This window comes from Deltaproteobacteria bacterium (assembly GCA_019912665.1).
Lineage (GTDB): Bacteria > Desulfobacterota > GWC2-55-46 > GWC2-55-46 > GWC2-55-46 > UBA5799.
Genome location: JAIOIE010000021.1, coordinates 417,793 through 442,426, shown reverse-complemented (window position 1 = coordinate 442,426; position 24,634 = coordinate 417,793). Strand labels below are relative to the sequence as shown.

Annotated in this window: 18 protein-coding genes; 4 read left to right on the top strand and 14 right to left on the bottom strand. The window is 57.4% G+C overall.

Features of this window, described 5'->3' with window-relative positions:
- Window positions 1–140 precede the first annotated feature (140 nt).
- Window positions 141–1,043: a PEP-CTERM sorting domain-containing protein gene (locus tag K8I01_11450; protein ID MBZ0221032.1), complete on the top strand. Its 903-nt coding sequence runs from the start codon at window positions 141–143 to the stop codon at window positions 1,041–1,043.
- Between the two features lie 273 nt (window positions 1,044–1,316).
- Here the strand turns inward: K8I01_11450 and K8I01_11445 are convergent, their stop codons facing one another.
- From K8I01_11445 to K8I01_11405, 9 genes are all read right to left on the bottom strand, one after another.
- Window positions 1,317–1,868 (bottom strand): hypothetical protein, encoded by a 552-nt coding sequence (locus K8I01_11445; protein MBZ0221031.1) that lies wholly within the window; start codon window positions 1,866–1,868, stop codon window positions 1,317–1,319.
- Window positions 1,869–1,954: 86 nt separating this feature from the next.
- Window positions 1,955–2,227: a hypothetical protein gene (locus tag K8I01_11440; GenBank protein ID MBZ0221030.1), complete on the bottom strand. Its 273-nt coding sequence runs from the start codon at window positions 2,225–2,227 to the stop codon at window positions 1,955–1,957.
- Between the two features lie 10 nt (window positions 2,228–2,237).
- Entirely contained in the window at window positions 2,238–3,275 is a 1,038-nt protein-coding gene (gene mtnA / locus K8I01_11435; GenBank protein ID MBZ0221029.1) for an S-methyl-5-thioribose-1-phosphate isomerase, read from the bottom strand.
- Between the two features lie 171 nt (window positions 3,276–3,446).
- Entirely contained in the window at window positions 3,447–4,685 is a 1,239-nt protein-coding gene (locus tag K8I01_11430; protein MBZ0221028.1) for a molybdopterin molybdotransferase MoeA, read from the bottom strand.
- Window positions 4,686–4,915: 230 nt separating this feature from the next.
- A complete protein-coding gene (locus tag K8I01_11425) occupies window positions 4,916–6,343 on the bottom strand; it encodes a transglycosylase SLT domain-containing protein (GenBank protein MBZ0221027.1) in 1,428 nt (475 codons plus the stop codon).
- A gap of 7 nt (window positions 6,344–6,350) precedes the next feature.
- Complete coding sequence (locus K8I01_11420) at window positions 6,351–7,856, bottom strand: radical SAM protein (protein MBZ0221026.1); 1,506 nt, start codon at window positions 7,854–7,856, stop codon at window positions 6,351–6,353.
- 289 nt (window positions 7,857–8,145) lie between these two features.
- Window positions 8,146–10,968, bottom strand: coding sequence for an excinuclease ABC subunit UvrA (gene uvrA / locus K8I01_11415; protein MBZ0221025.1), 2,823 nt, complete (start codon window positions 10,966–10,968; stop codon window positions 8,146–8,148).
- Window positions 10,969–11,128: 160 nt separating this feature from the next.
- On the bottom strand, window positions 11,129–11,929 hold the full coding sequence (locus K8I01_11410) for a hypothetical protein (protein ID MBZ0221024.1): 801 nt from the start codon (window positions 11,927–11,929) through the stop codon (window positions 11,129–11,131).
- A 172-nt stretch (window positions 11,930–12,101) separates the two neighbouring features.
- Window positions 12,102–12,950 (bottom strand): MBL fold metallo-hydrolase, encoded by an 849-nt coding sequence (locus K8I01_11405; protein ID MBZ0221023.1) that lies wholly within the window; start codon window positions 12,948–12,950, stop codon window positions 12,102–12,104.
- A 131-nt stretch (window positions 12,951–13,081) separates the two neighbouring features.
- Here K8I01_11405 and pyk point away from each other — a divergent pair, with 131 nt between their 5' ends.
- Window positions 13,082–14,557, top strand: coding sequence for a pyruvate kinase (gene pyk, locus K8I01_11400; GenBank protein ID MBZ0221022.1), 1,476 nt, complete (start codon window positions 13,082–13,084; stop codon window positions 14,555–14,557).
- Window positions 14,558–14,846: 289 nt separating this feature from the next.
- On the opposite strand, the gene mscL is transcribed toward pyk, so the two are convergent.
- Both mscL and glgP read right to left on the bottom strand, forming a co-directional pair.
- Window positions 14,847–15,290 (bottom strand): large conductance mechanosensitive channel protein MscL, encoded by a 444-nt coding sequence (gene mscL / locus K8I01_11395; protein ID MBZ0221021.1) that lies wholly within the window; start codon window positions 15,288–15,290, stop codon window positions 14,847–14,849.
- A gap of 182 nt (window positions 15,291–15,472) precedes the next feature.
- Window positions 15,473–17,185, bottom strand: coding sequence for an alpha-glucan family phosphorylase (glgP, locus tag K8I01_11390; protein ID MBZ0221020.1), 1,713 nt, complete (start codon window positions 17,183–17,185; stop codon window positions 15,473–15,475).
- Between the two features lie 235 nt (window positions 17,186–17,420).
- Between glgP and K8I01_11385 the strand changes: the two genes are divergently transcribed.
- Window positions 17,421–19,823 carry a transglycosylase SLT domain-containing protein gene (locus K8I01_11385; protein ID MBZ0221019.1) on the top strand — a complete coding sequence of 801 codons (2,403 nt, stop codon included), beginning with the start codon at window positions 17,421–17,423 and terminating at the stop codon, window positions 19,821–19,823.
- Here K8I01_11385 and K8I01_11380 read toward each other — a convergent pair.
- Window positions 19,738–20,802 (bottom strand): hypothetical protein, encoded by a 1,065-nt coding sequence (locus K8I01_11380; GenBank protein ID MBZ0221018.1) that lies wholly within the window; start codon window positions 20,800–20,802, stop codon window positions 19,738–19,740. The two genes, K8I01_11385 and K8I01_11380, sit on opposite strands and share 86 nt — an antisense overlap.
- A gap of 226 nt (window positions 20,803–21,028) precedes the next feature.
- Between K8I01_11380 and K8I01_11375 the strand changes: the two genes are divergently transcribed.
- Window positions 21,029–22,288, top strand: coding sequence for a M48 family metallopeptidase (locus tag K8I01_11375; GenBank protein ID MBZ0221017.1), 1,260 nt, complete (start codon window positions 21,029–21,031; stop codon window positions 22,286–22,288).
- 115 nt (window positions 22,289–22,403) lie between these two features.
- Here the strand turns inward: K8I01_11375 and otsB are convergent, their stop codons facing one another.
- Complete coding sequence (gene otsB / locus K8I01_11370) at window positions 22,404–23,198, bottom strand: trehalose-phosphatase (protein MBZ0221016.1); 795 nt, start codon at window positions 23,196–23,198, stop codon at window positions 22,404–22,406.
- On the bottom strand, window positions 23,143–24,603 hold the full coding sequence (locus K8I01_11365; GenBank protein MBZ0221015.1) for a trehalose-6-phosphate synthase: 1,461 nt from the start codon (window positions 24,601–24,603) through the stop codon (window positions 23,143–23,145). Before K8I01_11365 ends, otsB begins: the two co-directional genes overlap by 56 nt.
- Window positions 24,604–24,634: the final 31 nt, after the last annotated feature.

Here is a 24,634-nt window from a genome sequence, read left to right as displayed (position 1 = left end):
AATTTTTAATATTTAGTTGTGGGAAAAATAAATCCCAAATGAGAAAATTTTCGATTTTCATGTGTTCAAAAACCGGTTTAGAAAAGTTCCTCCAAACGGAAAGGGAATAAAAATCAGCTGGTTTAAAGGAGAGGTTCTCAATGTCAGATTCGAAAGAGCGGTCAAGAGTAAAGCAATGGATCGTTTCGCCCGTGAACTGGATTCTTTTTGTCCCAGCCATTGTTTTTTTAGCTATTTCAGCACCTACGGTCGCATATTGTCTACCCTATGCTGAAGTTACGTACAATTATGGCTTGGGTTTGGTCGGGGGTTCTGAACGGATAACCTCGGAGTTAGAGGCCGTGAGTATAAACGGCGGGGGTACGCAGGTCCAGGCAAATGGTTCTTCAGCATCCGCATACATCGAGTCAGAGGCTTATGGCGGAACAAGCCCCGCTGCCCTTACTAATGTGTCCATCAACATGGACGCATACTATTCCGCCTCCGGATCGAGTGTGGCTGCGATTGGCATGGCTCGCAATATATATGGTTTTTTAGTCACGGCAACTGATGGAAACATTCCGGAGTCGCTAATCGGGAGCGGCTTTGAAGTTCCCTTGCTCATGGCGTATTCTTTAAGTGTTTCAGGCGATTCGAACTCGACCTGGTATGCTGTAGCCAGACTGGATTGCTCATGCCCGACCAGTTCATTTACTGACGGGATTAGCAGAAGTCATTCCACCCCAGGCTCCCTCCAGAAGGAAGATACAATCAGCCTGTTCCTGAAAGAGTCTCAGTTGGATAGCATTTATGAAATTGAGTTATATGCATATACCAGCATTAGATTGTATTCGGATTTCTATAACGCAAAATATGGATATGCGTCTGCATTTGCAGACCCCGTTATCACAATCGATCCGACCTGGCAGTATGCGAGTTATTTCAATGTAAACCAGTTTTCCCTTACACCTCCGTCAAGCACCGTACCTGAACCTGGCACGATGCTGCTTTTGGGCTCCGGGCTGGCAGGTCTGGTGGTTTTGCGAAAAAGGTTTAAAAATTGAGAGCAGGGAACCCCCTTGACGTGCAAGGGGTGATGATTCCCTCCGTGTGATTACTCGAAGTTTCCACCGCAAAAATTCTCTCGCGAAAATAAAAAGCCCCGCCTTAAAGGCGGGGCAAGTTCCAATTAGTCCTTCCGAGGCGCTCGCTTAGCGGTGCGCGGAAAGGTCCCGATGCCGCCTTTCCGCAATGGGTTACCGCATATTTCGATCAGCCCGTTTCCGGCCCTTTCGGTCTCGCAGTCCGCACTACGGATAGATAATCCGTCCTGCCGGTCAGTAAGCCTGGCCGGTCTGTCCGGCATCGCCGCTCATGGTGCCTCCGCCAGTGGTGCCGCCGCCCATCGCACCGGCGCCGGGCTCACCGCCGGGCATGCCAGCAAGCTGCGAATCCACGCTCGCGCGTATGTCACTGCCGAGGTCGGCAGGGTCGGTCACCTCGCCCTCGCGGGCCTGTACCTGGTCGCGGAGCGTCTGTGAGACCATGTCATGAGCGTCGCTGTCAGAGAGCCCTCTTTGCATCGCGGAGCTCATGCTGGCGAGCACGTCCCTCAGGCAGGGGCCGGTGCAGTCGTTGTCAACGGCCGTCTTGGCCAGGTCGGATACCGCCTGGGGGTCCGCATCGCGCTGGGCGAACTCGTTGAGCTGAGGCTCTATCGCGTCGATATCGGACTGGGAGAGATCGGTATCTTCCTGTATCTGCGTCTTGAACTTCTCGACGTCCGCTCCTGCGCCGGTCCTCTCGCCGGCAGCATAGGCGGAAGGTGCGGCAACGGCGAATAACAAGCCAAAAGCTGCAGCCAGTCGGAAGAAGTTGCTTTTCCTCATTTCTGCCCCCCTCTTTTTAAGTTGCTGGTTTTTATGCCGCATATAAAAAAGTATATACCAGCATCGGAGGGCGTCAAGGGGAGTGCTTACGGATTGCCGTGTTTTTCCTTCTCTTCCATGCTGTCATATCCGTAAAAAAGGAAATAGGCCAGGACCCCGGCGAGGGTTATGAACATGAATATGCCGTTTGAAGTGGCATACCATAGTATGCCGCCCGCCACGCCAACTATGAAACCTATCCAGTTGAGGGTCTTGACCGTACCCGGGTCCATCTTCTTCACCAACCGGTCGGCGTACTTGTAGACGAGTATCATGGCGACGACCACGCCTACCGTTATCATAAAACCGGTTATCGACATAAACGGCCTTTCATTTTTTGAAGAGCGCCTTGAGGCCCTTTTTATAAGGGGCCCGCACGACTCCCTTCTCGGTTATTATGCCGGTCACGAGCCTTGCGGGCGTGACGTCGAAGGCCGGGTTCCTTACGCCTACGCCCTTGGGGGCTATCCGCCTCTTCTGTATGTGCGTTACCTCCGAAGGGTCCCTCTCCTCGATGGGGATGAGGTCGCCGTGCGGTGTCTTGAGGTCAATTGTAGAGAGCGGGGCCGCCACATAGAACGGGATCCCGTGCTCCCTCGCGAGGACAGCGACCGTATAGGTTCCTATTTTGTTTGCCACATCCCCGTTCGCCGCGATCCTGTCAGCGCCGACCACGACCGAGCCTATGAGCCCCTTTTTCATCATGTAGCCTGCCATGTTGTCGGTTATGAGGGTCACGTCTATCCCGTCCTTCTTAAGCTCCCATGCCGTGAGTCTTGCGCCCTGCAGAAAAGGCCTGGTCTCGTCCGCATAGACCTTAATCCTTTTCTTCTGCTCGATCGCGCCCCTTATGACGCCGAGCGCGGTTCCATATCCGGCGGTGGCCAGCGCCCCGGCATTGCAGTGCGTAAGGACGGCCGAGCCGCTCTTTAAGAGCTTCCCCCCGTGCTTGCCGATAAGGCGGTTTATCTCTATATCCTCCTTGTGCATCCTCAAGGCCTCGCCGACGAGCTTCTTCTTAAGGGCGGGAATATCGAGGCCTGGGGAGGATTCGACGACCCCCCTCATCCGCTCGACAGCCCAGAAGAGGTTAACGGCCGTGGGCCGGGCCGAGGCTATAAGCGCGGTTACCTTGTCGAACTCCTTCCTGAAGGCCTTCGAGTCCCTGGCCTTTATCCTGAGGGCACCGAGGGCCGCACCCATTGCTGCGGCAACGCCTATCGCGGGGGCGCCCCGGACTACCATGTCCTTTATGGCCCCGGCCACGTCCTTATGCGACCGGTACCTCCTGTAGACCTCTTTTCCGGGCAGGAGCCGCTGGTCAATCATCACCACGGTATTGTCCTTCCATTCCACTGTCTTGAACATCTCATTCTCCGTATGCAGGCGGATGAAAAAACCCAATCTGCTGCGTCGTCTTCAAAATTGGACACTCCGGCGTACAATAAAAGTACGCCTCATTCCTCGTTTTTCGACTCCTTGCATCTTGAGCTTTTTAAGCAGCCTGAATGTGATTTGAGTTCCATGTAATCTGTTGTATCAACAGGCGGGGAGCGCGCTTCCGAGGACGGCCTCGTCAAAGGGCTGTACCTTTACAGTCTCTCCGGCCCTGAATCCCTCGGAGCCCTCAGGCACTATTATGAAGGAGTTGGCCCTGACCATGGTGGATATCATGCCCGAGCCCTGGCCGTCAAGCGGGGTGGCAATAAAGGCTCCGTCCTCGAGGGATAGCTCGGCCCTTATGAAGTTCATCCTGCCGGGCTTGATCTTCAGGTCTTTTGTTATGCGCGCCTCGAACGCCCGCCTGAAGAGGTCCTTCCTTCCGCACATCTTGAGTAACGACGGCCTTACGAACTGCTCGAAAGCCACCATCGAGGATACAGGATTACCCGGAAGGCCGAACGCGGGCTTTCCGCCGATAACGCCGAAGGCGAGGGGTTTCCCGGGCTTCATGGCCACCTTCCAGAAGATCATTGACGAGCCCATTTCCTTGAGTACGTCCTTCACGAAATCGTAGTCGCCGACCGAAACGCCGCCCGAGGATACGATGCAGTCGGCAGCCATCGCGAGCTCGAGCTTTTCGCGGAGGCTTTCCCTCGTGTCCCTCGCAATGCCAAGTTGTACAGGCGCGGCGCCGACAGCCGTCACGAGCGCGGAGAGCGCGTAGCCGTTGCTGTTAGTTATCTTTCCGAAGCCCGGGGCCTCGAATATGTCCGAGAGCTCGTCGCCGGTAGATATGACGGCTACGCGGGGCCTTTTGTGCACGAAGACGAACGGCACGCCGACCGTAGCGAGCATGCTCACCTCTGAGGGGCGTATGAGCGCGCCTTTCCCCATTACTGTCTCGCCAGCCTTGAAGTCCTCGCCCTGGCGTCTTATGTTATCGCCTGGCCTCGCCTGCGCCTTTACGAGCACGAATCCGTCGCCCGGCTGGGTCCTCTCGACCATTACAACCGAATCGGCCCCCTGTGGCACGGGCGCGCCGGTCATGATGCGGACAGCGGCCCCTCCCGCGACAGGCCCCCTGGGCGTCTGGCCTGCCGGCAGGTCGTAGAGCACCTTAAGCCTGACCGGCTTTTCCGGCGAAGCGCCGGCAGTGTCGGCAGCGCGTAGCGCGTAGCCGTCCATGGCGGAGTTGTCCCAGGGAGGGTTGCCGCCCCTGGCCTTGATGTCCTCACCGAGCACCCTGCCGAGCGCCTGCTCAACCGGGACGCTCTCAACTCCGAGCGGCCTTATTTCCCTGAGTATGGTTTCGAGGGCTTCTCTTACGGAGATCATGATACACCCTTTCAAGGCAATCTCTAAAAATTGATCTTTTCCCCGGCCTTCCTTGATCGCGGGAAAAAATCTCTAATTTTTAGAGGTTGCCTCAACTTTATTATAGTGTAAAACATATCACCATAAGGCTTTCATGTAAATGGGGAAGAGGTGCGGAAGTGTGAAGATATAACCTGTCTGAAGGGAGAAGAGAGCGCTTCGGTTGACTCACGAAAGGCCGGGAACGAAAATCAGCCCTGCGGCTCCGTAACGGTTACCGCTTCGATTGCCGCAAAGGGGCTGTCAATCGACGCGCTGCGGTCGGCCCTGACCGGTATCATTATAACTGTGCCGGGCCTGAGCCTCTTTGGGTTGAGGTTCTCGTTAAGGTGAATTATGGGCTTTATCTCGGTCCTGTATTTGGCTGCTATCCTGCCAAGCGTTTCGCCGCGCTTTATCTTATGCCGTACGAAAGAGACCCTCTTGGCAGGCGGGACCTTCTTCATGTTCTCCATGAACATCTCGGCACTGCCCGCAGGTATCTTTACCTGGTAGCCGGGGTAGTCGGGCGGGGTGAACCAGCGTAGAAGCTCGGGGTTCAGCTCCCTTATCTCCTCGACAGTCGTGCCGGCCGCTGAGGCGATTACACGGAGGTCGGTTGCCTGTTTCACCGGGACCTTGTCATAACGGAGCCCTTCCGTGAAGACGACCGGGCTGAAGCCGTAGAGTTCCGGGTCCTTGGCTATCGTAAGGGCGGCAAGGTACTTGGGCACGTATTCCCTCGTCTCCCTGTGAAGGGCCTTTTTCCTGCTGGCGAGCTCCCAGAAGTCTTCTGTGCCCTGCTTCTTTATGGCCCTGGCGACCCTTCCCTCTCCGGCATTGTAGCTTGCAGCCGCGAGGTACCACGAGCCGAACATACCGTAAAGGTTCTTAAGATAGCTGGCCGCCGCGTATGTGGCCTTCTCAGGGTCCCTCCTCTCGTCTATCCACCAGTCCACCCTGAGGCCGTACCTTACGGCCGTGCCCTTTATGAACTGCCACATGCCCACGGCGTTCGCGTGGGACCTTACGGTCGGGTTTAGCCCGCTCTCTATCAATGCTATGTAGGAGAGGTCTTCGGGGAGGCCGTTCTCGCGGAGTATCCCCTGGAGCATGTGCATGTACTCCGCGCTCCGGTCGAGCCATTTTTCAAAGTGCTTCCGCCCGTTCGTCTGAAAGTATCTTATGAAGGATTCGACGTTCTTGTTGACCACGATGGGGATTTCCGGAAGGCCGGGCACTTCTCCGGCTTCCATCGCCTCCTCTATCGAGGCCTCGGCCACGAGGAACGGGGGCAGGGCGTGGCCGGCGGCAACCGGGCCGGCCGCCTGGCAAGAGGGCGCTTTCACCTCGGGCGCGGAATCGGTGTAATCATAATGGATTATCCCTGCTTCAGAGCCGGTGCCGCAAGAGGGCAGCGCGTAAGCATACCTTAAGGGGGCGATGCTCTGGAAATTCTGCCCGGCGCGCGCGGAGAGCGCCTCATTTGAGAGCGGCTGGGATGTATCCTGGATAAGGGAAGCGAATTGCGATTCCCCTTCGGTCACGGCCTGCAAGCCTGCGTCCGGGGTCGAAGCCGACGAGGGGGCGGCGAAGAACGTCAACGAGAGCGCGGCGGCAAGGAGAGTCGGTCTTATCATGGCACCTTCAGCGGTTGTACGGGGACCCGGCGCTCTGTCCGGGGACGCCGCCGGCAAGCTCTATCTGCCGGAACTTCTCTTTTACGTCCTCTGCGGTCTTTTTGGCCGCAAGCTCTATCTTCTTGCCCGCGCTGGTGAGGGCCCTGGTGTACTCGACGAAGTACTGGTTGTTCTTTATCCACTTCTTGGTGAGGCTGTGGCCGTAGGTCTTTATGCCGACGTTGAAGAGGTCGAAACGCGCGGCCCTCCTCGCTATCTGCCAGAGCGAATAGAATTCCTTCGTCGCCCTCATGGTCTCGGTCTGAAGCTCGTAGTAGCTCATGAGCTTGGGCTCGAAGACAACGTGGTGCGCGTCATAGAGGCTCCAGTCCTTGCTGATGATGCGCCCCTCGCTCTCGAGATCCCTGTAGCATTTAGTGCCGGGTAGCGGCGTAAGTATAAGGAACTGGACCGATTCGAGGTCGTTCTTCTTCGCGAACCTCACTGTCTCGGCGATGGTGTCGGTCGTGTCCTGGTCCGAGCCGAAGACGAACATGCCGTGTATCCTTATGCCGTTCTTGTGGAGCGTCCTTATGCAGTTCGTAATGTCCTCGACCGACTGCTGCTTATTGTAGAGCTTGAGGGTCTGCGGGTTTATGGACTCGAGCCCTATGTAGACGGTGTGGCATTTCGATTTCCGCATGAGGTCCAGTAGCTCCTGGTCCTTCGCTATCTCCACACGCACCTGGGCCGTCCAATTGGGCGTGAGTCTTTTTTCGATCATAGTCGAGAGGAGTTCCTTGGTCCTCTTCTTGTGGGCGCAGAAGTTGTCGTCGTAGAAGAAGACCCAGTTCCCGCCGTACTTCCTGTGGTTCTCGAGCTCCTCTATGACCCGTTCCTTGCTCCTGAACCTGTATTTCTGGCCGAACATGCCGGTGACCGAGCAGAAGCTGCAATCATAAGGGCAACCCCTCGAAGTCATGATCGGCGCTATGGTGAGCTTCCTTATGTTCTCCGTCTCCATGCCGCTTATGAGGCTGAAGTCCGGGGCAGGGAGCGTGTCGAGGTCCTTGCAGAAGGGCGCGGTAGAGTTGTGCTTTATGGCGCCGTCCTTGTAATACGAAAGCCCGGCTATCTTGTCGAGCCCTTTTCCGGTCTCGAGCGCCTTTATGAAGTCAACTATGACGTCGTCAGCCTCGCCGCGGAGCACGTAATCAGCGTACTGGAGGGCCTCCTCCGGGAGGTATGTGACATGGGGGCCGCCCATGGCAACGGGTATCCCGGCTTTCCTCACGAGCTTGGCTATTTCGTAAGACCTGCTGGATGTCGAAGTGATGGTGGAAATACAGACCAGGTCGGCGCTCAGGACGTCCTTGAGATCGAGCTCTCCGACGGATTCGACGTAGCTTTTCACCTCATAGCCGCTTTGCCGGAGCCTGGTACCGAGGAGCACCGTGCCTAGCCTCGGAAGGGGCATTCTCGTAAAAATGTGGAAATCCGGCGGGTTAGGCTCGATGAAGACGATTTTTCGCATTAGAAGTAGTCCTTTTCCACATGAATGCCATTCATCTTACCCGCGTACAATCGCACTGTCAAGGAAAATGCCTGCCCGGCTCGCCTCTGAAAAACGCCTGAATTCCCGGTTTTTGCAGAAAAATCCGGCTGCTCTGGCCGAATCTGCCACCCCTTTCGGAATAACAGCATACGCACATTTGTGAAAGGAGTATGTGAGTTGAGGCACGGATTCCGGATGAATATGGAAACGAAACCGGGGGCCTTGTTTTACATCGGAATTTTCGGGACGGACTTGAGCCGCACGGGCTTTAAAAGGGTGCGTTCTTCTGCAGGGCCTTTCTCAGGTATTTCGCTGTGATGCTACGGGATTGAATTGCGACCTCCTCGGGCGAGCCGGCAGCCACTACCTGGCCCCCTGCCTCTCCTCCTGCCGGACCGAGGTCAATTATATGGTCGGCCGTCTTCATGCAGTCGAGATTATGCTCTATCATGAGGACGGAGTTTCCGGAATCCACGAGCCTTCCGAGCACGGCAAGGAGCTTCTTCACATCGTCCATATGGAGGCCGGTGGTCGGCTCATCCAGGATGTAAAGGACGTCACCCGAGGACTCCTCTACAAGCTCCCTGGCGATTTTCAGTCGCTGGGCCTCGCCTCCGGAAAGGGTGGTCGCGCTCTGGCCGAGCTTCAGGTATCCGAGCCCCACTTCCTTCAGGACCGAAAACTTCCTCTGGAGCGCGGGCTCGTTCGGGAAAAGGCCCATAGCGTCTTCGAACGTGGCCTCAAGTACATCGTATATGCTTTTTCCCCTGTATTTCACATCGAGGACGTGGCCCTTGTACCTCCTGCCCCGGCATACCGCGCATTTCACGTATACGTCAGGGAGGAAGTACATCTCAAGCTTTTCCACCCCCTCTCCCTTGCACGATTCGCACCTGCCGCCGGGGACGTTGAAGGAGAAGTCGCCGGGTGAAAGGCCCATTGCGCGGGCAGAGGAGAGGCCGGCGAATATCTTACGTATATCGTCGAAGCCCCCGATGTAGGTGAGAGGGTTCGAGCGCGGGGTCCTCCCTATGGGGCTCTGGTCGATGAGCTTAACGCCCGAAATCCTGTCGAGGCCCTGCACGGACGAGTACGGTAGCGGCGGCTCTGACTTCTCGCCGAAGTGCGCGGCGAGCACCGCGTAGAGCGTGTCCACTATGAGCGTGCTCTTTCCTGAGCCTGAAACCCCGGTAACGCAGGTCAGGGTCTTTAGAGGCATTGTGAGGTCAACGGATTTCAGGTTATTGCCCGATGCGCCCCTGATGACGAGCGACCTGCCGCTCCCCTTCCTCCTCCATCTGGGCACATGTATGGTCTCCCGGCCCGAGAGGTAATCGGCTGTAAGGGTGCGCGCCTCTTTGAGGAATTCTCCCGTGGGGCCGGCCCAGACCACGCGCCCGCCTTTTTCGCCCGCGCCGGGGCCGAGCTCTATTATATGGTCGGATTTTATTATCATAGATGGGTCGTGCTCGACCGTGACGACGGTATTCCCCATCGAGGAAAGCCGCTTCAACTGATTTGTAAGCAGGTCTATGTCGACCGGGTGGAGCCCTATGGATGGCTCGTCGAGTATGTAAAGGACCCCGGAGAGCGAGGATGCGAGCTGGGTAGCGATGGTAACCCTCTGCGCCTCCCCGCCGGAGAGGGTCTTGGTGAGCCTGTCCAGGGTTATGTAGCCGAGCCCGGTCTGGCTGAGGAATTCGAGCTTGGTCCGTATCTGCCTTAGGACCTCCTCCGAGACCGACGCCTCGAAGGGGGCAAGCTCGAGGGATGAAAAGAACGAGAGGGCTTCCTTTATGGTCAGGGCGCTCGCCTCCGCAATGTCGAGCCCCCCGACCTTCAATGAGAGCGCCTCTTTCTTGAGCCTCGTTCCCTTGCAGGCGGAACAGGTGACCTGCCCCTTGTAGCGGGAGCTGAAGACCTTTATGTGGAGCTTGTATTTCTTGCTCTCCAGGTAATCAAAGAACTCCTCTATCCCCTCGAAGCCTGTCGCGCCGCCAAAGACGATATCCCGCTCCCCGGCCGTAAGCTTCCCGAAAGGCTTGTCGATATCGACACCGTGGCGCGGCGCGTGCTTTATAAGCTCCTCGTGCCACCACCTGTATGACGGCTTTGTCCAGGGCTCGATAGCGCCTTCGCGGAGCGTAAGGGACTTATCAGGCACGACCTTGGCCTCGTCAAAGCGGAGCACATTTCCGAAGCCCTTGCACTCCGGGCAGGCGCCCACCGGGTGGTTGAAGGAGAGGGAGATGGGCGTGGGCCTCTCCACCCTGGCCCCGCAGTTACGGCAGCAAGGCTCTTTTGAAAACGCCTCCTCGCCTTTTTCAGGCAAAAGGGCCCAGGCAGAGCCGTTTCCTTCCCTGAAGGCGGTCTCAAGGGCCTCGGTGAGCCTTTGCCTCTCGGCTTCCTTAAGTACGAGCCTGTCCGCCACCACCCCCAGGCGGCCCTTGAGCCCGCCTGGAATCCCTTCGGATATGTCGATTATCTCCGAGCCCGTTCTAACGCGTATGAAGCCCTTCTGGAGGAGCATGGAGGCGGCCTCCTCGGGCGTCCTGCCGTTCAGGGGGAGGTTGAAACCTATGTAGGCGCGCTCGCCTTCGTATTTGGAAAGGAGCTCGTCAGCGGCATGGCCCGGGCCGCCTGGGCTGACAGGATGCCCGCAGATGGGGCAGTGGAGCCTGCCGGCCCTGGAAAAAAGGAGGCGCAGGTAGTCGTTAAGCTCGGTCGATGTGCCGACTGTCGAGCGGCTTCCGCGGACAGGGTTTTTCTGTTCGACCGCGATCGCGGGCCGGATGTTCCTTATGGCGTCCACGTCCGGCCTGTCCATCCTTTCGAGGAAGAGCCTCGTATATGTGGAGAGCGATTCTATGAACCTCCAGCGCCCCTCCGCGAAAAGGGTATCGAAGGCGAGCGAGGACTTCCCGGACCCGCTCGGGCCAACTATGGTCGTTATGAGGTTATGCGGGATGCGGACCGAGATGTTCTTGAGATTGTTCTGCTTCAGCCCCTCAATCACCAGCTCGTCCCTGTCAAGGGGGAGCGGGGCCTCGAAGGAGATGGCCTCGGCCTTCCCTGTCTTTTTTCTCGCCATGCCTTTATAGCCGTCTTTAAGCTTGATTTAACTACTAATTATAGCTCATAGGAGGGGAGCATGACCAGAAAAAAGAAGCCAGAGGAAGGGGCGGAATCGTGTGAAGGCGGGCTGCAGGGCCGGAGTTTCGCCAGGGATTGCAGGCCTGCCGCGTGCTCTTCTACATCCTACGCGAGATACTTACGCCGAACCCGAGGTCGGGGCTGCCTTTGGACCATCCTTTCAGGATGTATCCGTGCAGGTCAAACACAGGGGACAGCCTGCGTCTCACGGATACGGTCGTCTCCAGGGGCGAGGGGAGTCCGGGCGAGGCGGACTGCCGCCACTCTAATATCAAGCCAACGACCGAATCAGCGGCCAAAGGATAGCTGCCGCCCGCCCTCATGAAAATAGCGTTCTTCAAGGTGAAGGCATCGGGGCTTCCGAACGCCTCATATCCGATGGCGCCGAAAAGTGATAATTCGTTCTGCACTGTTGACGCGTCTACCTGAAGTGAGTAATCGGTTTCGCCCGTGCCGAGGCCCGTTGCCTCGTCCGCAGTCGGGAATTTCACGTTCACGGCGAGGTCGATGAGGAGTTGACGCTCCGGAAGGTACATCACGTTATAAGCCGCCCCGGCGACCATGTCGCCCAGGCCGGAAACGCTCCGGCGCTTGCCAGACCTTCTGCCCACCACAGGAATTGCGTTCACCCCCGCAGGCACCACATTTCCGGGGCCGATTACCTGCCTGAAGGGAATGATAAGCTTCAATCTGAGCGGGCCGCTTTCGTACGAGGCGGTGGCCGGCACCTGCACTATGTCGCTAGCCTCGCGTCCGCCGTAGTCGCCTACGCTTAGATCAAAGCCGACGCCCAGCTTGATTATCCGGAGGGCATCATCCGACGCGCTCGAGTCCCGCGCCATCATCGAAAGAAGAGACGCGAACACAAGAAAGCTAATAATGACGATGGATTTTTTCATAAGCTTTCGTTACCGCTATCCGTGGACCACTCGAAAAGGAATATATCATAAGCGGACCGCGATGTGGAGTGCTGCTTTATGGCGCAAATCCTCCGGCTATCAGGTTCACAGGAGATGAAAAAAGCAGGCCAGGAGGGGAACGGGTGGATTCGCACCTGCCCTATTCAGGCAATTACCTAAGCTCCGGTTTGTTCAATTTTTCAAGCACCGGGTCCTTGCCCATAAATCGCACATATCCCATTTCAGTCTCCGGATCGTGCTCGAATATTAGCAGCCACCTCTTCTCGGCAGCCTCGGAGAGGATTTCCTTTTTGGCTTTCAGGGTGTCGAGAGGGAAAAGGTCGTAGGCTGTTATGAAGGGGATGCGGAGATGCCTCGTGGTCGGTATCAGGTCTCCCGTGAAAACAGCGGTCAAGCCCTCCGAGCAGACGCTTACGATCTGGTTATCCCGGTTGTGCCCGCCTGTCCTTATGACGGATACTCCGCTTACGACCTCACCGCCGCCTTCGATAAGCTCCAGTTGCCCGGCCACCATGAGGGGCAGGAATTCGTCAGGACAATAGCTTCCTCTGGTCCTCTCGTTCGGGTTGAGGGCGGCTTCCCATTCCCCGCGCTGGACGATATAGCGCGCATTCGGGAATGCGGGCCGCAAGACACCGCCCTCCTTAACCGTATTGCCGCCTGCGTGGTCGAAATGGAGGTGCGTATTGATGACGATGTCGATATCCGAAGGGGAGAGCCCGACGGCTTCAAGGGACCCGGAGAGCGTGCGGCCCCTGTCCACCGCGTAAATGGATTTGAAGCGCGCATCTCCCTTGTCCCCTATGCCGGTATCGACGAGGATATTTTCGCTCCCGGTCTGTATGAGGAGCGGCCTTATCGAAAGGGGTATGCGGTTTTTCTCGTCCGGAGGGCAGAGGGGTTCCCACATGGCTTTCGGGGCCACGCCGAACATGGCGCCGCCGTCGAGCCTGAAAGACCCGTCGCTTAAGGAGAATATCCTGAAACCGCCGAATTCCATTCAGCTCCGAATGATTTCTGGTCTGAATCCTCAGGGTGCCAATTTAAACTCCGGGAAGCGGATTGTCAAGGAGGGCCGCAACCTGTTGACTCGGGCCTTTTGGAGTGGGATAATGCACGTGACGGAAAAAGATGCCCATACCAGAAAGAAAGACAAGGATTATCGCAACCATAGGTCCCTCATCGAGCTCGCCTGAGGTAATTGAAAAACTCATGCTCGCGGGCGCGGACGTATTGAGGCTTAACCTTTCCCACGGCACAAGGGAGGTGCACGGCAAAGTCATCTCCTCGATCCGCGCTGTCTCCCGAAAGCTCGACCTCCCCGTAGCCATACTCCTCGACCTCCAGGGCCCGAAAATACGGGTGGGCCGGTTAAGAAAACCCTTCGTAGAGCTTGTCCCAGGCCAGGAGATATCCATATCCGCGAGCGAGCCTGACGGCGACGAGAGGATGATATCCACCACCTACGCAGACCTTTACAAGGACGTAAAGCCAGGGGACAGGATATTGATGGACGATGGCCTGATCGAAGCGTCGGTAATGGGGGTGGAAGGGGATGAAATACGCGCCAGGGTCGTCTACGGAGGGGTGCTCAAGGAGAACAAGGGCATGAACCTCCCTGGGGTCGCCGTGAGCGCTCCCTGCCTTTCGGAAAAAGACCTGGCCGACCTGGCCTTCGGCATCGAGAATGAGGTCGATTATATCGCGCTCTCATTCGTAAGGAGCGCCTCCGACATAGCCCGCATAAAGGGGATAATAGGCGGAGCTTCAGCCGACATTCCGGTGATAGCCAAGATAGAGAAGGCCGAGGCAATCGAGGACCTCGACGCCATACTGGAAGAGTCCGACGGCATCATGATAGCGCGCGGCGACCTCGGCGTGGAGCTCTCGACCGAAGAGATACCCGTTCTCCAGAAAAAGCTCATAACCAGGGCAAACGAGGCCGGGAAGATCGTCATAACCGCCACGCAGATGATGGAGTCGATGATAGAGAACCCGAGGCCCACCAGGGCCGAGGCGTCGGATGTAGCGAACGCCGTCTTCGACGGCACTGACGCGCTAATGCTCTCCGGGGAAACGGCAGTCGGCGGGTGGCCCGTAAAGGCCGTCGAGATAATGGTGAGGATAGCGACAGAGGCCGAGGAGGCCGCGCTCGCGCACAAGCACCTTTTAAGGCGGAGGAAGGCGCCGGCAGGCTCGTTCTCGTTCGCCCAAGCGGTGGCCCATGCCGCGCACGCGGCTTCAGACGAGGTCGGGCCCAAAGCCATCGTGGTATTTACCCAGACCGGGGAGACCGCAAGGCTCCTTTCAAAGCTCAGGCCGATAACGCCCGTAATCGCGTTCACGAACCAGGAGGCCATCCGGAGGAGGGCCGCCCTCCTTTGGGGCGTCACTCCCTTCACCGTTGAATTCGGCGAGCACACCGACGAGATGATATGCAGGGGAGAGGCCGCGCTACTCGACCGGGGGCTTGCGGATTTCGGGGATACGATAGTGGTCGTCTCCGGGAGCAAGGTCGGCATGAGGGGCGCGACCAACATGATGAAGATAGACTGGATAGGGAGCGAGGAGTGCAGGGTTTATCTCAAGAGCGGGAGGGTGCCGTAGCCGAAAGCCCTTTTCAATTACTCCTCGCATATATCGGATGTTTTCATCTCCACCCCCCCCTACAGCCCCTCAAAGGTCTTTACGGGAATAGAGCATTTCGATACGCCTTCGTCAATCAGGATTGTGCCCCTTCAGAAAGAGTACTGCAGCGCAAGAATCCAGAACAGGTCGGTTGACTTGACTCCCGCTGATGGTTCGCTGTCGTACTCCACTATATTCGAGAGCTTCGAGGGTGATCTACTTAAAAAAAGAGAAGGTCATGTGTGCAAAGAATGACCCTGAGCGGCTATCAACCGATGCCGGAGGTGCAGTTGGGGCAGCGGGTGGCCTTTAAGGGCACAACGGAAAAGCAATACGAGCATTCCTTGGTCGCCGGAGGGGGCGGCGGCGGGGCTTCAACCCAGAGGCTCTTTACGCCTTTTATCAGGAGGAACATAGAGAAGGCGACGATCAGGAAATTGACGACCGTATTTATGAACATTCCGTAATTGAGCGTGACCGCTGCGGCCATTTTGGCTTCGGCGAGCGTGGGGTAGGGGCCGACAACAGTCCCGCTCTTGAGCGTTATGAAGAGGTTGGAGAAATCATAGCCGACCAGAAGGCCCATTGGAGGCATGAGAATGTCGGCTACAAGGGAGTTGACGATGCCGCTGAACGCCACCCCGATGATGATGCCAACAGCCATGTCGATGGCGTTCCCTCTTAACGCGAACGCCTTGAACTCCTTGAGCATGATTCTATCCGCCCCGCCACTCGGCAGCTCAGAAAAAAATGAAAATAACGATGGAAATCTATCAGCTATTGCCCATTGTGTCAAGCAAGCGTGGGCTGGAAGAAACTGGGCCTTTTCGGAAGGGCACCGGCTGAATCAGCTGTCTGAAACGCAGGCGGGAGAACGCGCGGGAGCGTAAAAGCCTACCTTATATACGCCTCGGTCACGTACCTCCTCATCATCCTGTGCGAGTTGAAGTAGTAGGCGACCTTGCCTATGGAGTTCTCCATCATCTTTATCCATATCCGGCGGTTGTCGTAGAAGGTCGGGATGACCTCCTTTTCGAGCTTCCTGTAGAGGTCGTCGGCGTCAGCCTCGTCGGTCGAGAGCGCAAGCGAGCTTTCCGTGGGCTGGGGGCCTATGGACCATCCGGTATACGCCTCTATGTGCCCCTCTATCCACCAGCCGTCAAGGATGCTGAAGTTCAAGACCCCGTTATGGGCGGCCTTCATTCCGCTCGTGCCCGAGGCCTCCCTGGGCCGCATCGGGGTATTGAGCCACACGTCCACGCCCGATACCATCTTGAGGGCGAGGTCCATGTCGTAGTTCTTGAGGTAAACTATCTTTATGTCGTCCGCGAGCTCGCGGGCGGTCTTTACGATGTATTCTATATTCCTCTTCCCCTCGGTATCCTTGGGGTGGGCCTTGCCCGCGAAGATCACCTGCACCTTTTTCCTGCCTATTTTCCTGAGGCGCTCGATGTCCCAGAGAAGCAGGTTCGACCTCTTGTAGGCGGTGGCCCTCCGGGCGAATCCTATGGTGAGGGTGTCATAATCCATTCCGACGCCGGTCTCCCGGTTCACGAAGTCTATGAGCTTCCTCTTCGCCTCCATGTGGGCGCCCCAGAGCTCCTCTTCGGGTATCCTGGCTATCCTCACGAAAAGCTCGGGTTCGTTAGCCCAGCCGGGCAGGTACTTGTCATAGAGGCGCGCGAAGGGGTCCGAGACCCAGGTGAAGGTATGGACGCCGTTGGTGATGGCCTGTATCTTGTAGCCGGGAAAGAGGACCTTCGAGACCTCGCTGTGCTTCTTTGCGACACCGTTCATGTACTGGCTCAGGTTCATGGCAAGGAGCGTCATGTTCAGCTTGTTCGTGCCGCCAAGCTCCTTCAAGACGTCGAAAGGCACGTCCTCGCCGAGGACCTCCCGCACGAGGTCGTACGGAAACTTGTCGTGCCCGGCCTCGACCGGGGTATGGGTTGTGAATACGCAAAGGTTCTTGACGCGCTCTATGTCCCAGACCTCGCGCTCGTCCCAGACAGCCTCGATGTCGCGCTTGTATCTCTGGAGGAGTTCGAGCGTAAGAAGCGCCGCATGGCCTTCGTTCATGTGGTATTTTTTTATGCTGAAGCCGAGGGCCCGGAGCATCAGAACGCCGCCCAGGCCGAGCACGACCTCCTGCTTGAGCCTGTAGCGGTCGTCGCCGCCGTAGAGGTGGTCGGTTATGGCCCTGTCCTCCGGGGTGTTCTCAGGGAGATCGGTATCGAGAAAGAAGATTGGCACCTTCCACTGCGTGACAAGGCTCGTTATCGAGTAGACCCAGGCCTGGACAGCGACCGCCCGCCCCTCTATGGTCACCCGTATCCTCTGGGGCAGAAGCTGCATGTGCTCGGCCGGGTTCCATTTTTCCGGGTGCTCTATCTGCTTTCCGTCCTCAAGCTCCTGCCTGAAATACCCCTTCCGGTGTATGAGCGTCACCGCCACCATTGGCAGGTTGAGGTCTGCCGCCGATTTTATTGTGTCTCCGGCAAGCACGCCCAGGCCGCCGCTGTAAGTGGGTATTTCGTTCCGAAAGCCTACCTCCATGGAGAAGTAGGCTATTTTTGACTCTGCTGTAAGCTCCTCTAGTAATGACATGAGTTCCCCTGAAAAATATATAAGAGTGTCTTAAATCCGCTTTCACACCTGCCGGCCAGAATAAAACCTTTTTTAATTTTTTAATTCTGACGGCCGATATTATAGAAATACATTTGATTGACCGCAATTATACACCAGGACCTGCATTTATTACAGCTTTTCCGGGTCTCGTTCATACGGTCCCGCTCTTGAATGAGAGCGGGCTTGTGGTATAATGCGGCGATGGAGGTGCCCGATGGCTTCGATTAAAAGGAGCCTTCATATACCGGCCCTGGTTTCCGCGCTCTCGCTCCAGCTCTTTTTTACCGGACCCGCTCACGCTTTTTTCATAAAAACCAGTCAGGTAACGGCCCCGGAGGCCGCTCAATCCCAATATCGTAAGGCCGAGCCTGAGCCGCTTTTCAGGTTCGCGCAGAGGATGAAGGACGAGGGAAACAGGGCCGAAGCCAGGAGGTCCTTTGCGGAGGTCCGAAGGCTCTTTCCGGACTCGGAATGGGCCCCGAGAGCGGCATTTCTACAGGCCCTCCTTGCAATCGAGGAGGGGGATCCCGGCGCGCTTACCTTCCTTGAAGAATCCGCAGGCCTTTCAGGCATAGACGATTATCTGCTTTTTTACAGGGCCAGGGCCCTTTCCGCGCAGGGCCTCCATGCGGAGGCTGCAACCGCCTATGAATCCATTATACTATCCTATCCGTCATATTTGCTCGCCGAAAAGGCCGGGTATCTCAGCGCCGCTGCCTTTTTCGAGGGTGCGGATTTCCAGAAGTCAGCTGAAACATTCGAGAAATTCATTAAAAAGCATCCACGGAGCCACCTTTCCACTGATGCGACCCTTTTGCTTTCCGAATCCTACATAAAATCAGGCGCACCGGAAAAGGCCGTCGTGCACCTTAAGGGACTGGCAATCGGGCAGCCCGCGGCCGCCATCGGCCAAAAGGCCCATAAGAAGCTCGCTGAACTCGATTCAGCCGGGGTGAGTGGCGCAAAATTAACGCCGGAGGAGAGGTTCAGGAGGGCAGAGGGGCTTTTAAGATCCGCCTCCTTCGAGGCCGCCATTGAGGAGTATAAAAGCTTAAGCGGCTCGTCCGAATTCAAAGGTAAGGCGTCCGTCAAGACCGCGGTCGCGCTCTCAAGGCAGAAGAAGTATGCCCAGGCCGAGAAGCTCCTTAAAGAGCATCTTTCAGCCGAGAGGCCGGCCATGGAGGCGGAAGCGCTCTACTGGTACGCGCTCTCCTCGGTAAGGCAGGGTGGTGTGGGCGGGGCGGAAGAGGCCCTTAAGAGGCTTTCGGTGAAATTTCCGGCAAGCGACGAGCATGTAAGGGTATTGATGCTCCTCGGCCAGCTCAAGGAAGACAAAGACCCCGAGGGTGCGATGAAGCTCTATAAGAAGGTACTCTCGAATTTCGCCAACAGCCCCGTCTCGGACGACGCGTTCTGGAACCTTGCATGGGGCTCGTACGCTTCCGGCAGGTATGAAGAAGCCTACGAAGGCTTTTCGCACTATCTCGTAGCGAAGCCCGGCGGCAGGGACACCACAAGGTCTCGCTACTGGAAGGCAAGGAGCGCTGAGAACCTCGGAAGGGCCGGGGAGGCGGCCGGGGGCTACGGGGAGGTTTGCGCCAAGGCTCCCGATACCTTCTATTGCCTCATGGCCGCTTCGAGGGCCAGAGGGCTCGAAAACGAAACTGTATCGGCGCTGTCGGATGCGAGGGCGGTCCCGGCAAGCGCATTGAAATCAAACCCGCGGCCTCCCCTGGAAGGATTGCAGGGCGAAAGCGTTTTCTCTGGAGAGCCCGGCTACAGGGCGGCAAGGGAGCTACTTACGTTGGGCTTACGTGAAGAGGCCGCCAATGAGCTTGAGAGGATTGCGTCGGCTCACTCTGGCAAGCGGGCTGACCTTGCCGAGCTCGCAATGCTCCTTTATGAGGCCGGTGACTATTACAGGGCTTTCAGGATATACAGGCTCCACCTCTCGGCGGAGAGGGAGCTACTGCACCTCGGGTTCCCGCTCTGGATTGTCGAGTCCGTCAGGGAGAAATCCGGAATTCCCGTCGACCCGTTCCTTGTGGCGGCGGTCGCGCGCGAAGAGAGCCATTTCAACCCCGGCGCGGTCTCGCCTGTGGGCGCGCTCGGGATGATGCAGATAATGCCGTCGACCGGGAAGGGCATAGCGGCCAGGCTCGGTGAAAGCTTCGCGGAAGGGAGCCTTTTCGAGCCCGCCACCAGCATAAGATTCGGGTCATGGTACCTGGGGCATCTGCTGGAGAGGTTTAACGGCGACCTTGCGCTAGCGATATCCGGCTATAACGCCGGGCCGAAGGCGGCCGAGAGGTGGGGCAGGACCCTGCCATTCGAGCTCGATGAGTTCGTGGAATCTATTCCCTATGAAGAGACAAGGGCCTATTCGAAAAGGGTATTGAGGAGCTATGCCGAATTCCTGAGGCTTGCGGGGGAGGACCCGGTCGAGAGGATACGGAGGATTGAGCCGTACGGCGGCAAGACAAAAGACCCGGGCGAGGCCGATGCAAGCGGGGAGAGGCCGGTCTACGCCTCTACAGGGAGCGGGCCGGGCCTTCGTTCTTCTTTCCCTTTGACCTTGCTTTCCGCACCTTTTCGGCGAGCGATTCCGCTTTTTTGATAAGCTGCTCGTTCCGCGAGAGTTTGAAGAAATTGAGGGCCTTTTCCGGCTCGTTCTCCTTCATTGCGGCAAGCCCGAGCTCATCCGCCCTCCTCGCGACCTTTGCGAAGGGCTCTGATTCGCCGGCAAAGGCATAGAATTCTATCGCGTCGTGCAGTTCCCTTACGGAGGTCCCCTTAAGCGCCTCCTCGGCCCTGAGCGCCGCGCGGGAGAAGACCCGCGCCGTGCCGGACTCCCCTATCAGGACAGCCCATTTCATAGCCGAATCGAGGATACCGAGGGACTCCCTGCAGTTCCTCGTCTCGGCATACGACCGCTCCTCTTTTGACAGTATGGAATCCAGGTTCGAGGATGAGGCGCCCCTCAGCAGGGCCAGATGGGCCGGGTCGATGGAGTAGCCTGGGAAATTCAGGCGCTCCCTCGATTTGAAGTGCCTGAAGGCCCTATCGGCTGCGCCCAGGTCCGAAGAATTGGATTTCACGCCCTTCATCACAAGCGAGTCGGATTCCCTGTAATTATATGTGGCCTCGTACCATTCGTATGCGCCGGCGGAGCGCTCGATCTCCACTCTCATTCCGCCGGAGGAGGCCACGCACAGCCCCGGCACGGCCGGCTCGTACGGGTTCGGCAATATAGATGTGTGTCGGGCCCATCTCCGGCAGTCCTCGTCAGGAACCCTTGAAAGTATGTTTTTCCCTGAGAATAACCGTCCCTCTTTTTCGGCAGCAGACCCCATCCTGGCGCCGATGCGCTGAAGGCCCTTCATGGCCTCGGCGCGGTTTCCGCAGAACGAATCCGCTGCCCTGAAAAAAAGGAGCGCATCGAGCGTGCGGCCCGCCTTCTCGGCAACCTGCCCCTTGTTCAGGTATAGGCCTAGCCTCTCGACATCCGCGTGGTTGCACATGGCGTCGCCGTAAGCGTGGCCCGAAAAGGAAAGGACCGCGAAAAGGCCAGTGATAGACCTGGAAAGAACTCCCATGCGCGACTTCAGCGTTCGGGCGGCGCAAAGTGAAATACGGGCCCGCTCCCTTTCTCCGGATTGAAAAATACGAATACGGGCCCGGCAGCCGGATGCCCGTTTTTCGTTCAGGTTTCAGGATAGATTGGGACATGTCATCCTTAGCACGGCCCCGGCTGTCTGTCAAGGGAGAAGCGCTGACGTATACCCCTTTCCGCTGCCCGGAAATCCGGTGTAGAATCCGATAATGGACCTTTCGCCAGCCCTTGTCATCATACTCGGACTGTACTTGGCCGCGGCCGGGTACAGGCTGGCGCTCGAATTGCTGAACATCAGACACCTGGAAGAGAGGTGGGGCGAGGTGCCGCCCGGCTTCGAGGGGCACATCGACCGGGATTTCCTGGCGCGTTCAAGGGACTATACGGTCGAGAACGCAAGGCACGGAATAATTGAGAAGCTCGCCGGGTCATTGACAGTGCTGGTTTTCGTGCTGTTTCTCCTTAAGCCCTATGACAGGTGGATAGCTTCCATCGGGGGCGGCTTCATAGCCTCGGGAGCGCTCTTTTTCATGCTCCTCATCGTTGCGGAGACGCTCGTCAGTGCGCTGTTCGCTTTCTGGCGCGTCTTCAGGATAGAGAGGAAGTTCGGGTTCAGCGCCATGACCCCGGGGCTATGGGCCGCCGACTTCGCCAAGTCCCTTGCCATCTCGTCGGTACTGGCGCTTTTCCTGATATCGGCCGGGCTCTGGATAATCACCTTAAGCCCCGGGCTATGGTGGCTCTGGATATGGCTCCTGTTCCTCGGGTTTACGATATTCATGATGTACGTCTCGCCTTACCTTATAGAGCCGCTTTTCAACAGGTTCGATGAGGTCGACGACCCCGGCCTCCGGGACGGTATAAAGGAGGTCCTGAAAAAAGCAGGCATACGGGTGGGGAAGGTCCTTAAGGTGGACGCGTCCAGGCGCACCTTGCATACGAACGCCTATTTCACCGGGATAGGAAGCGTAAAGAGGATAGTGCTCTACGACACGCTTCTAAAGAAGCTCGGGAAGGAGGAGATAATATCGGTCCTCGCACACGAGGCAGGACACTGGAAGGGAAGGCATCTCCTCAAGGGCCTCGTGGCCATGGAGCTACTTAGCCTTGCGGCCCTTTATATCTCCTACAGGATAATTGAAAGCGGCCTTCTTGAGAGGGCGTTCGGTTTTGAGGGCGCATCGTTTTACGCGCTCATGGTGCTGCTGGGCTTTCTCGCTTCCATGGTGGGCGTCCCCTTCGGCCCACTCTTCGCCTGGCTTTCAAGGCGGCGCGAGAAAAGGGCCGACCGGTTCGCAGCCGAGATAAGCAATGATCCTTCTTCGATGGCGTCCGCGCTCATAAAGCTATCCAGGGACAACCTATCGAACCTGCACCCGCACCCGCTTTATGCCGCGTTTCATTACTCGCACCCGCCAGTGGCCGAACGAGTGCGGGAATTGAGGAAGATAAGGGATTTGCGGGAGTAGCATATTTGGAGGACGCAATTTGAATTCTGATAGGCATTTATGCCGAAAAGCGCGGCAGCGCGTGAAAGGTCTTTTCAAAAGAGAACGATTTTAATCGAACCTCAAAAGGCTTTTGTTAACTATTAAGGACGCCGCCTAATTTTGTATCGAGGATGAGCTTGAGGAACACCTTGACCTCGTCCTGCGCGATGAGATGGAAGGCCGCCTCGTCGGCCTCGCACCCCACATGCACCGAGAGCCCTTTAGGGCCGAGCGCCCTGTAGGCGTCCTTGTCGGTCTCGTCGTCCCCGATAAAGACGGGCATCGTGCCCCTGAAGCGGTTTCTTTCGAGCATCCATAGTATTGCCCGGCCCTTATCCCATTTGACGCTGGCCCGTATCTCGAAAGCCCTCTTGCTCTGGGTGAGGCGGACCAGGCCCCGTGAAAGGGCAGGTGCGACCGTCGTGTCGAACTCCTCCTTGAAAAGAGGGAAATGCCGCGAGCCGAGGAGCCTGTAATGGACGGTGTGCGAGACGCCCTTGTTTTCGAATATCACGCCCTTCCACCTCTCCTGAAGGCGGAGGAGCGCTGGCTCGAGCCCGTTTAGCTCTTCCCTCGCGGCGCGTCCTATGTCGTATGTCATGGTGAAATCGGGAGCGGCGGCCTCCAGGCCGTGGTTCCCGGCGTACGCGAGCCCGTCGACCCCGACGAGCGACTCTATGTCCGAAAGGCCCCGTCCTGAGACTATGGCCAAGGGCATGGACCCGGCGAGCATCCTAACGAGCTCTTTCATATGGAAGGAGAGGCGTGCGTCCTCGGGCCTGCCGGCCACGGGGGTAAGCGTGCCGTCGTAGTCGAGGAAAAGGGAGATGTCCCTACCTTTTAAGCACGACCGCGCCTCGTCCGCGGACTTCAGAAGGTATCTGCTCATCCTGTATCCTTTTCATCGTTGAAAAAATGTCTTCCACCCAGTGATAGATGTCGTGCTTTCTGATATGCGCCCTGGCCTTCAAGAGCCTGTTCTTCCTTTCCTCGGGGTCCGTTTCCAGGGCCGCCTTCATAGCGTCCACGCAGGCCTCGGTGTCATAGGGGTTAATGACCGTCACGCCGGGTATCTCCTCCGAGGCGCCAGCGAACTCGCTTATGAGGATGCTACCGGAGAGGTCGAGCTGAGAGGCGAGGAACTCCTTGGCAACGAGGTTCATGCCGTCGTAGACAGAGCTTATTACCGCGAGGTCGGCCCTCCTGTAAAGGGCCGCAAGCTCGGTGTGGGAAAGGTTCGAGGTGATGTACTCTATCGGCCTCCAGCCGCCGCTTCCGAACCGCCTGTTAATTGATTCCACTTTCCGCTCGACCCGTTCCATGTAGCTTAAGAAGGGCTCGACCTTACGGGTGGGGACTGCCACTTTTATGAACGTGAACTTTCTCTTGTATTTTGGGTATTTGGTGAAAAAGAGCTCAACCGCCTCGAGGCACTTTATGACGCCCTTGGTGTAGTCGAGCCTGTTTACGCTAAGGCCCAGCTTGAGATGCCCAAGCTCCCGTTTTCTCAGGAACTTCGTTATGAAGGATTCCGCTTCTGGAGAGGCTGCCGCGTCCTCGAACCAGCCGAAGTCGACGCTTATGGGAAAGGTCCGGAGGCGCGTAAGCCGTCCCTTATGCCTTATTGCGCCTTCGACCGGGTCTACCTCGGCGCCCAATTCCCTTTCAGCGCAGGTCATGAAATTCTGCATGAAGCTCGGGAGCTGAAACCCAAGGAGGTCGTTCGCGAGGAGCCCTTCGAGGATCTCCTTTTTCTGAGGGCAGATCCTGAAAACCGCGTGAGGCGGCCATGGTATGTGCCAGAAGAGCGAGATGAAGACTTCAGGCCGTAGCGCCCGTATCTCCGCCGCGGCGAGCGCCAGGTGGTAGTCCTGCAGCCATATGATGGAATCTTCGGGGGCCTCCTCGGCAACGGCCTTTGCAAAGAGGCTGTTGACCCGCGCATAGCTCCGCCAATAAGAGCGGGTGAGGTAAATCCTGTCGAGCGTTATATGGCAGAGCGGCCACAGGAACCGGTTGGAGTAGCCGTTGTAGTAGCCTTCGATATCGCTGGAGCTTAAGGGGACGAGGCGGAGGGTATAGGAAGGGGAGTCCGGGGGCACCTGGACCCTTAGCGGCCCGTCTCTCTGGTCCCCCTTGGGGGCCGATGCTATCCAGACGCCCCTTGATGCCTGCATCAGCGGGTCGAGAGCGGAAACCAGCCCGCCCACTGTCTTCTGGAAACTGCCCTTTTTCAGGCTGTAGGGCTCCCGGTTCGAGACGATGATTATTTTTTTTTGGGCGAATCCTTCCATAAGCGTCTTTTTGCCTGCCCCGGACACGAGA

Coding starts and splice junctions, on each gene's coding strand:
- K8I01_11375 (MBZ0221017.1), top strand. CDS start 21,029: ATGGACCTTTCGCCAGCCCTTGTCATCATACTCGGACTGTACTTGGCC.
- K8I01_11450 (MBZ0221032.1), top strand. CDS start 141: ATGTCAGATTCGAAAGAGCGGTCAAGAGTAAAGCAATGGATCGTTTCG.
- pyk (MBZ0221022.1), top strand. CDS start 13,082: ATGCCCATACCAGAAAGAAAGACAAGGATTATCGCAACCATAGGTCCC.
- K8I01_11430 (MBZ0221028.1), bottom strand. CDS start 4,685: ATGATCTCCGTAAGAGAAGCCCTCGAAACCATACTCAGGGAAATAAGG.
- K8I01_11365 (MBZ0221015.1), bottom strand. CDS start 24,603: ATGGAAGGATTCGCCCAAAAAAAAATAATCATCGTCTCGAACCGGGAG.
- K8I01_11410 (MBZ0221024.1), bottom strand. CDS start 11,929: ATGAAAAAATCCATCGTCATTATTAGCTTTCTTGTGTTCGCGTCTCTT.
- K8I01_11420 (MBZ0221026.1), bottom strand. CDS start 7,856: ATGCGAAAAATCGTCTTCATCGAGCCTAACCCGCCGGATTTCCACATT.
- K8I01_11425 (MBZ0221027.1), bottom strand. CDS start 6,343: ATGATAAGACCGACTCTCCTTGCCGCCGCGCTCTCGTTGACGTTCTTC.
- K8I01_11385 (MBZ0221019.1), top strand. CDS start 17,421: ATGGCTTCGATTAAAAGGAGCCTTCATATACCGGCCCTGGTTTCCGCG.
- mtnA (MBZ0221029.1), bottom strand. CDS start 3,275: ATGTTCAAGACAGTGGAATGGAAGGACAATACCGTGGTGATGATTGAC.
- K8I01_11380 (MBZ0221018.1), bottom strand. CDS start 20,802: ATGGGAGTTCTTTCCAGGTCTATCACTGGCCTTTTCGCGGTCCTTTCC.
- mscL (MBZ0221021.1), bottom strand. CDS start 15,290: ATGCTCAAGGAGTTCAAGGCGTTCGCGTTAAGAGGGAACGCCATCGAC.
- uvrA (MBZ0221025.1), bottom strand. CDS start 10,968: ATGGCGAGAAAAAAGACAGGGAAGGCCGAGGCCATCTCCTTCGAGGCC.
- K8I01_11440 (MBZ0221030.1), bottom strand. CDS start 2,227: ATGTCGATAACCGGTTTTATGATAACGGTAGGCGTGGTCGTCGCCATG.
- K8I01_11445 (MBZ0221031.1), bottom strand. CDS start 1,868: ATGAGGAAAAGCAACTTCTTCCGACTGGCTGCAGCTTTTGGCTTGTTA.
- glgP (MBZ0221020.1), bottom strand. CDS start 17,185: ATGTCATTACTAGAGGAGCTTACAGCAGAGTCAAAAATAGCCTACTTC.
- otsB (MBZ0221016.1), bottom strand. CDS start 23,198: ATGAGCAGATACCTTCTGAAGTCCGCGGACGAGGCGCGGTCGTGCTTA.
- K8I01_11405 (MBZ0221023.1), bottom strand. CDS start 12,950: ATGGAATTCGGCGGTTTCAGGATATTCTCCTTAAGCGACGGGTCTTTC.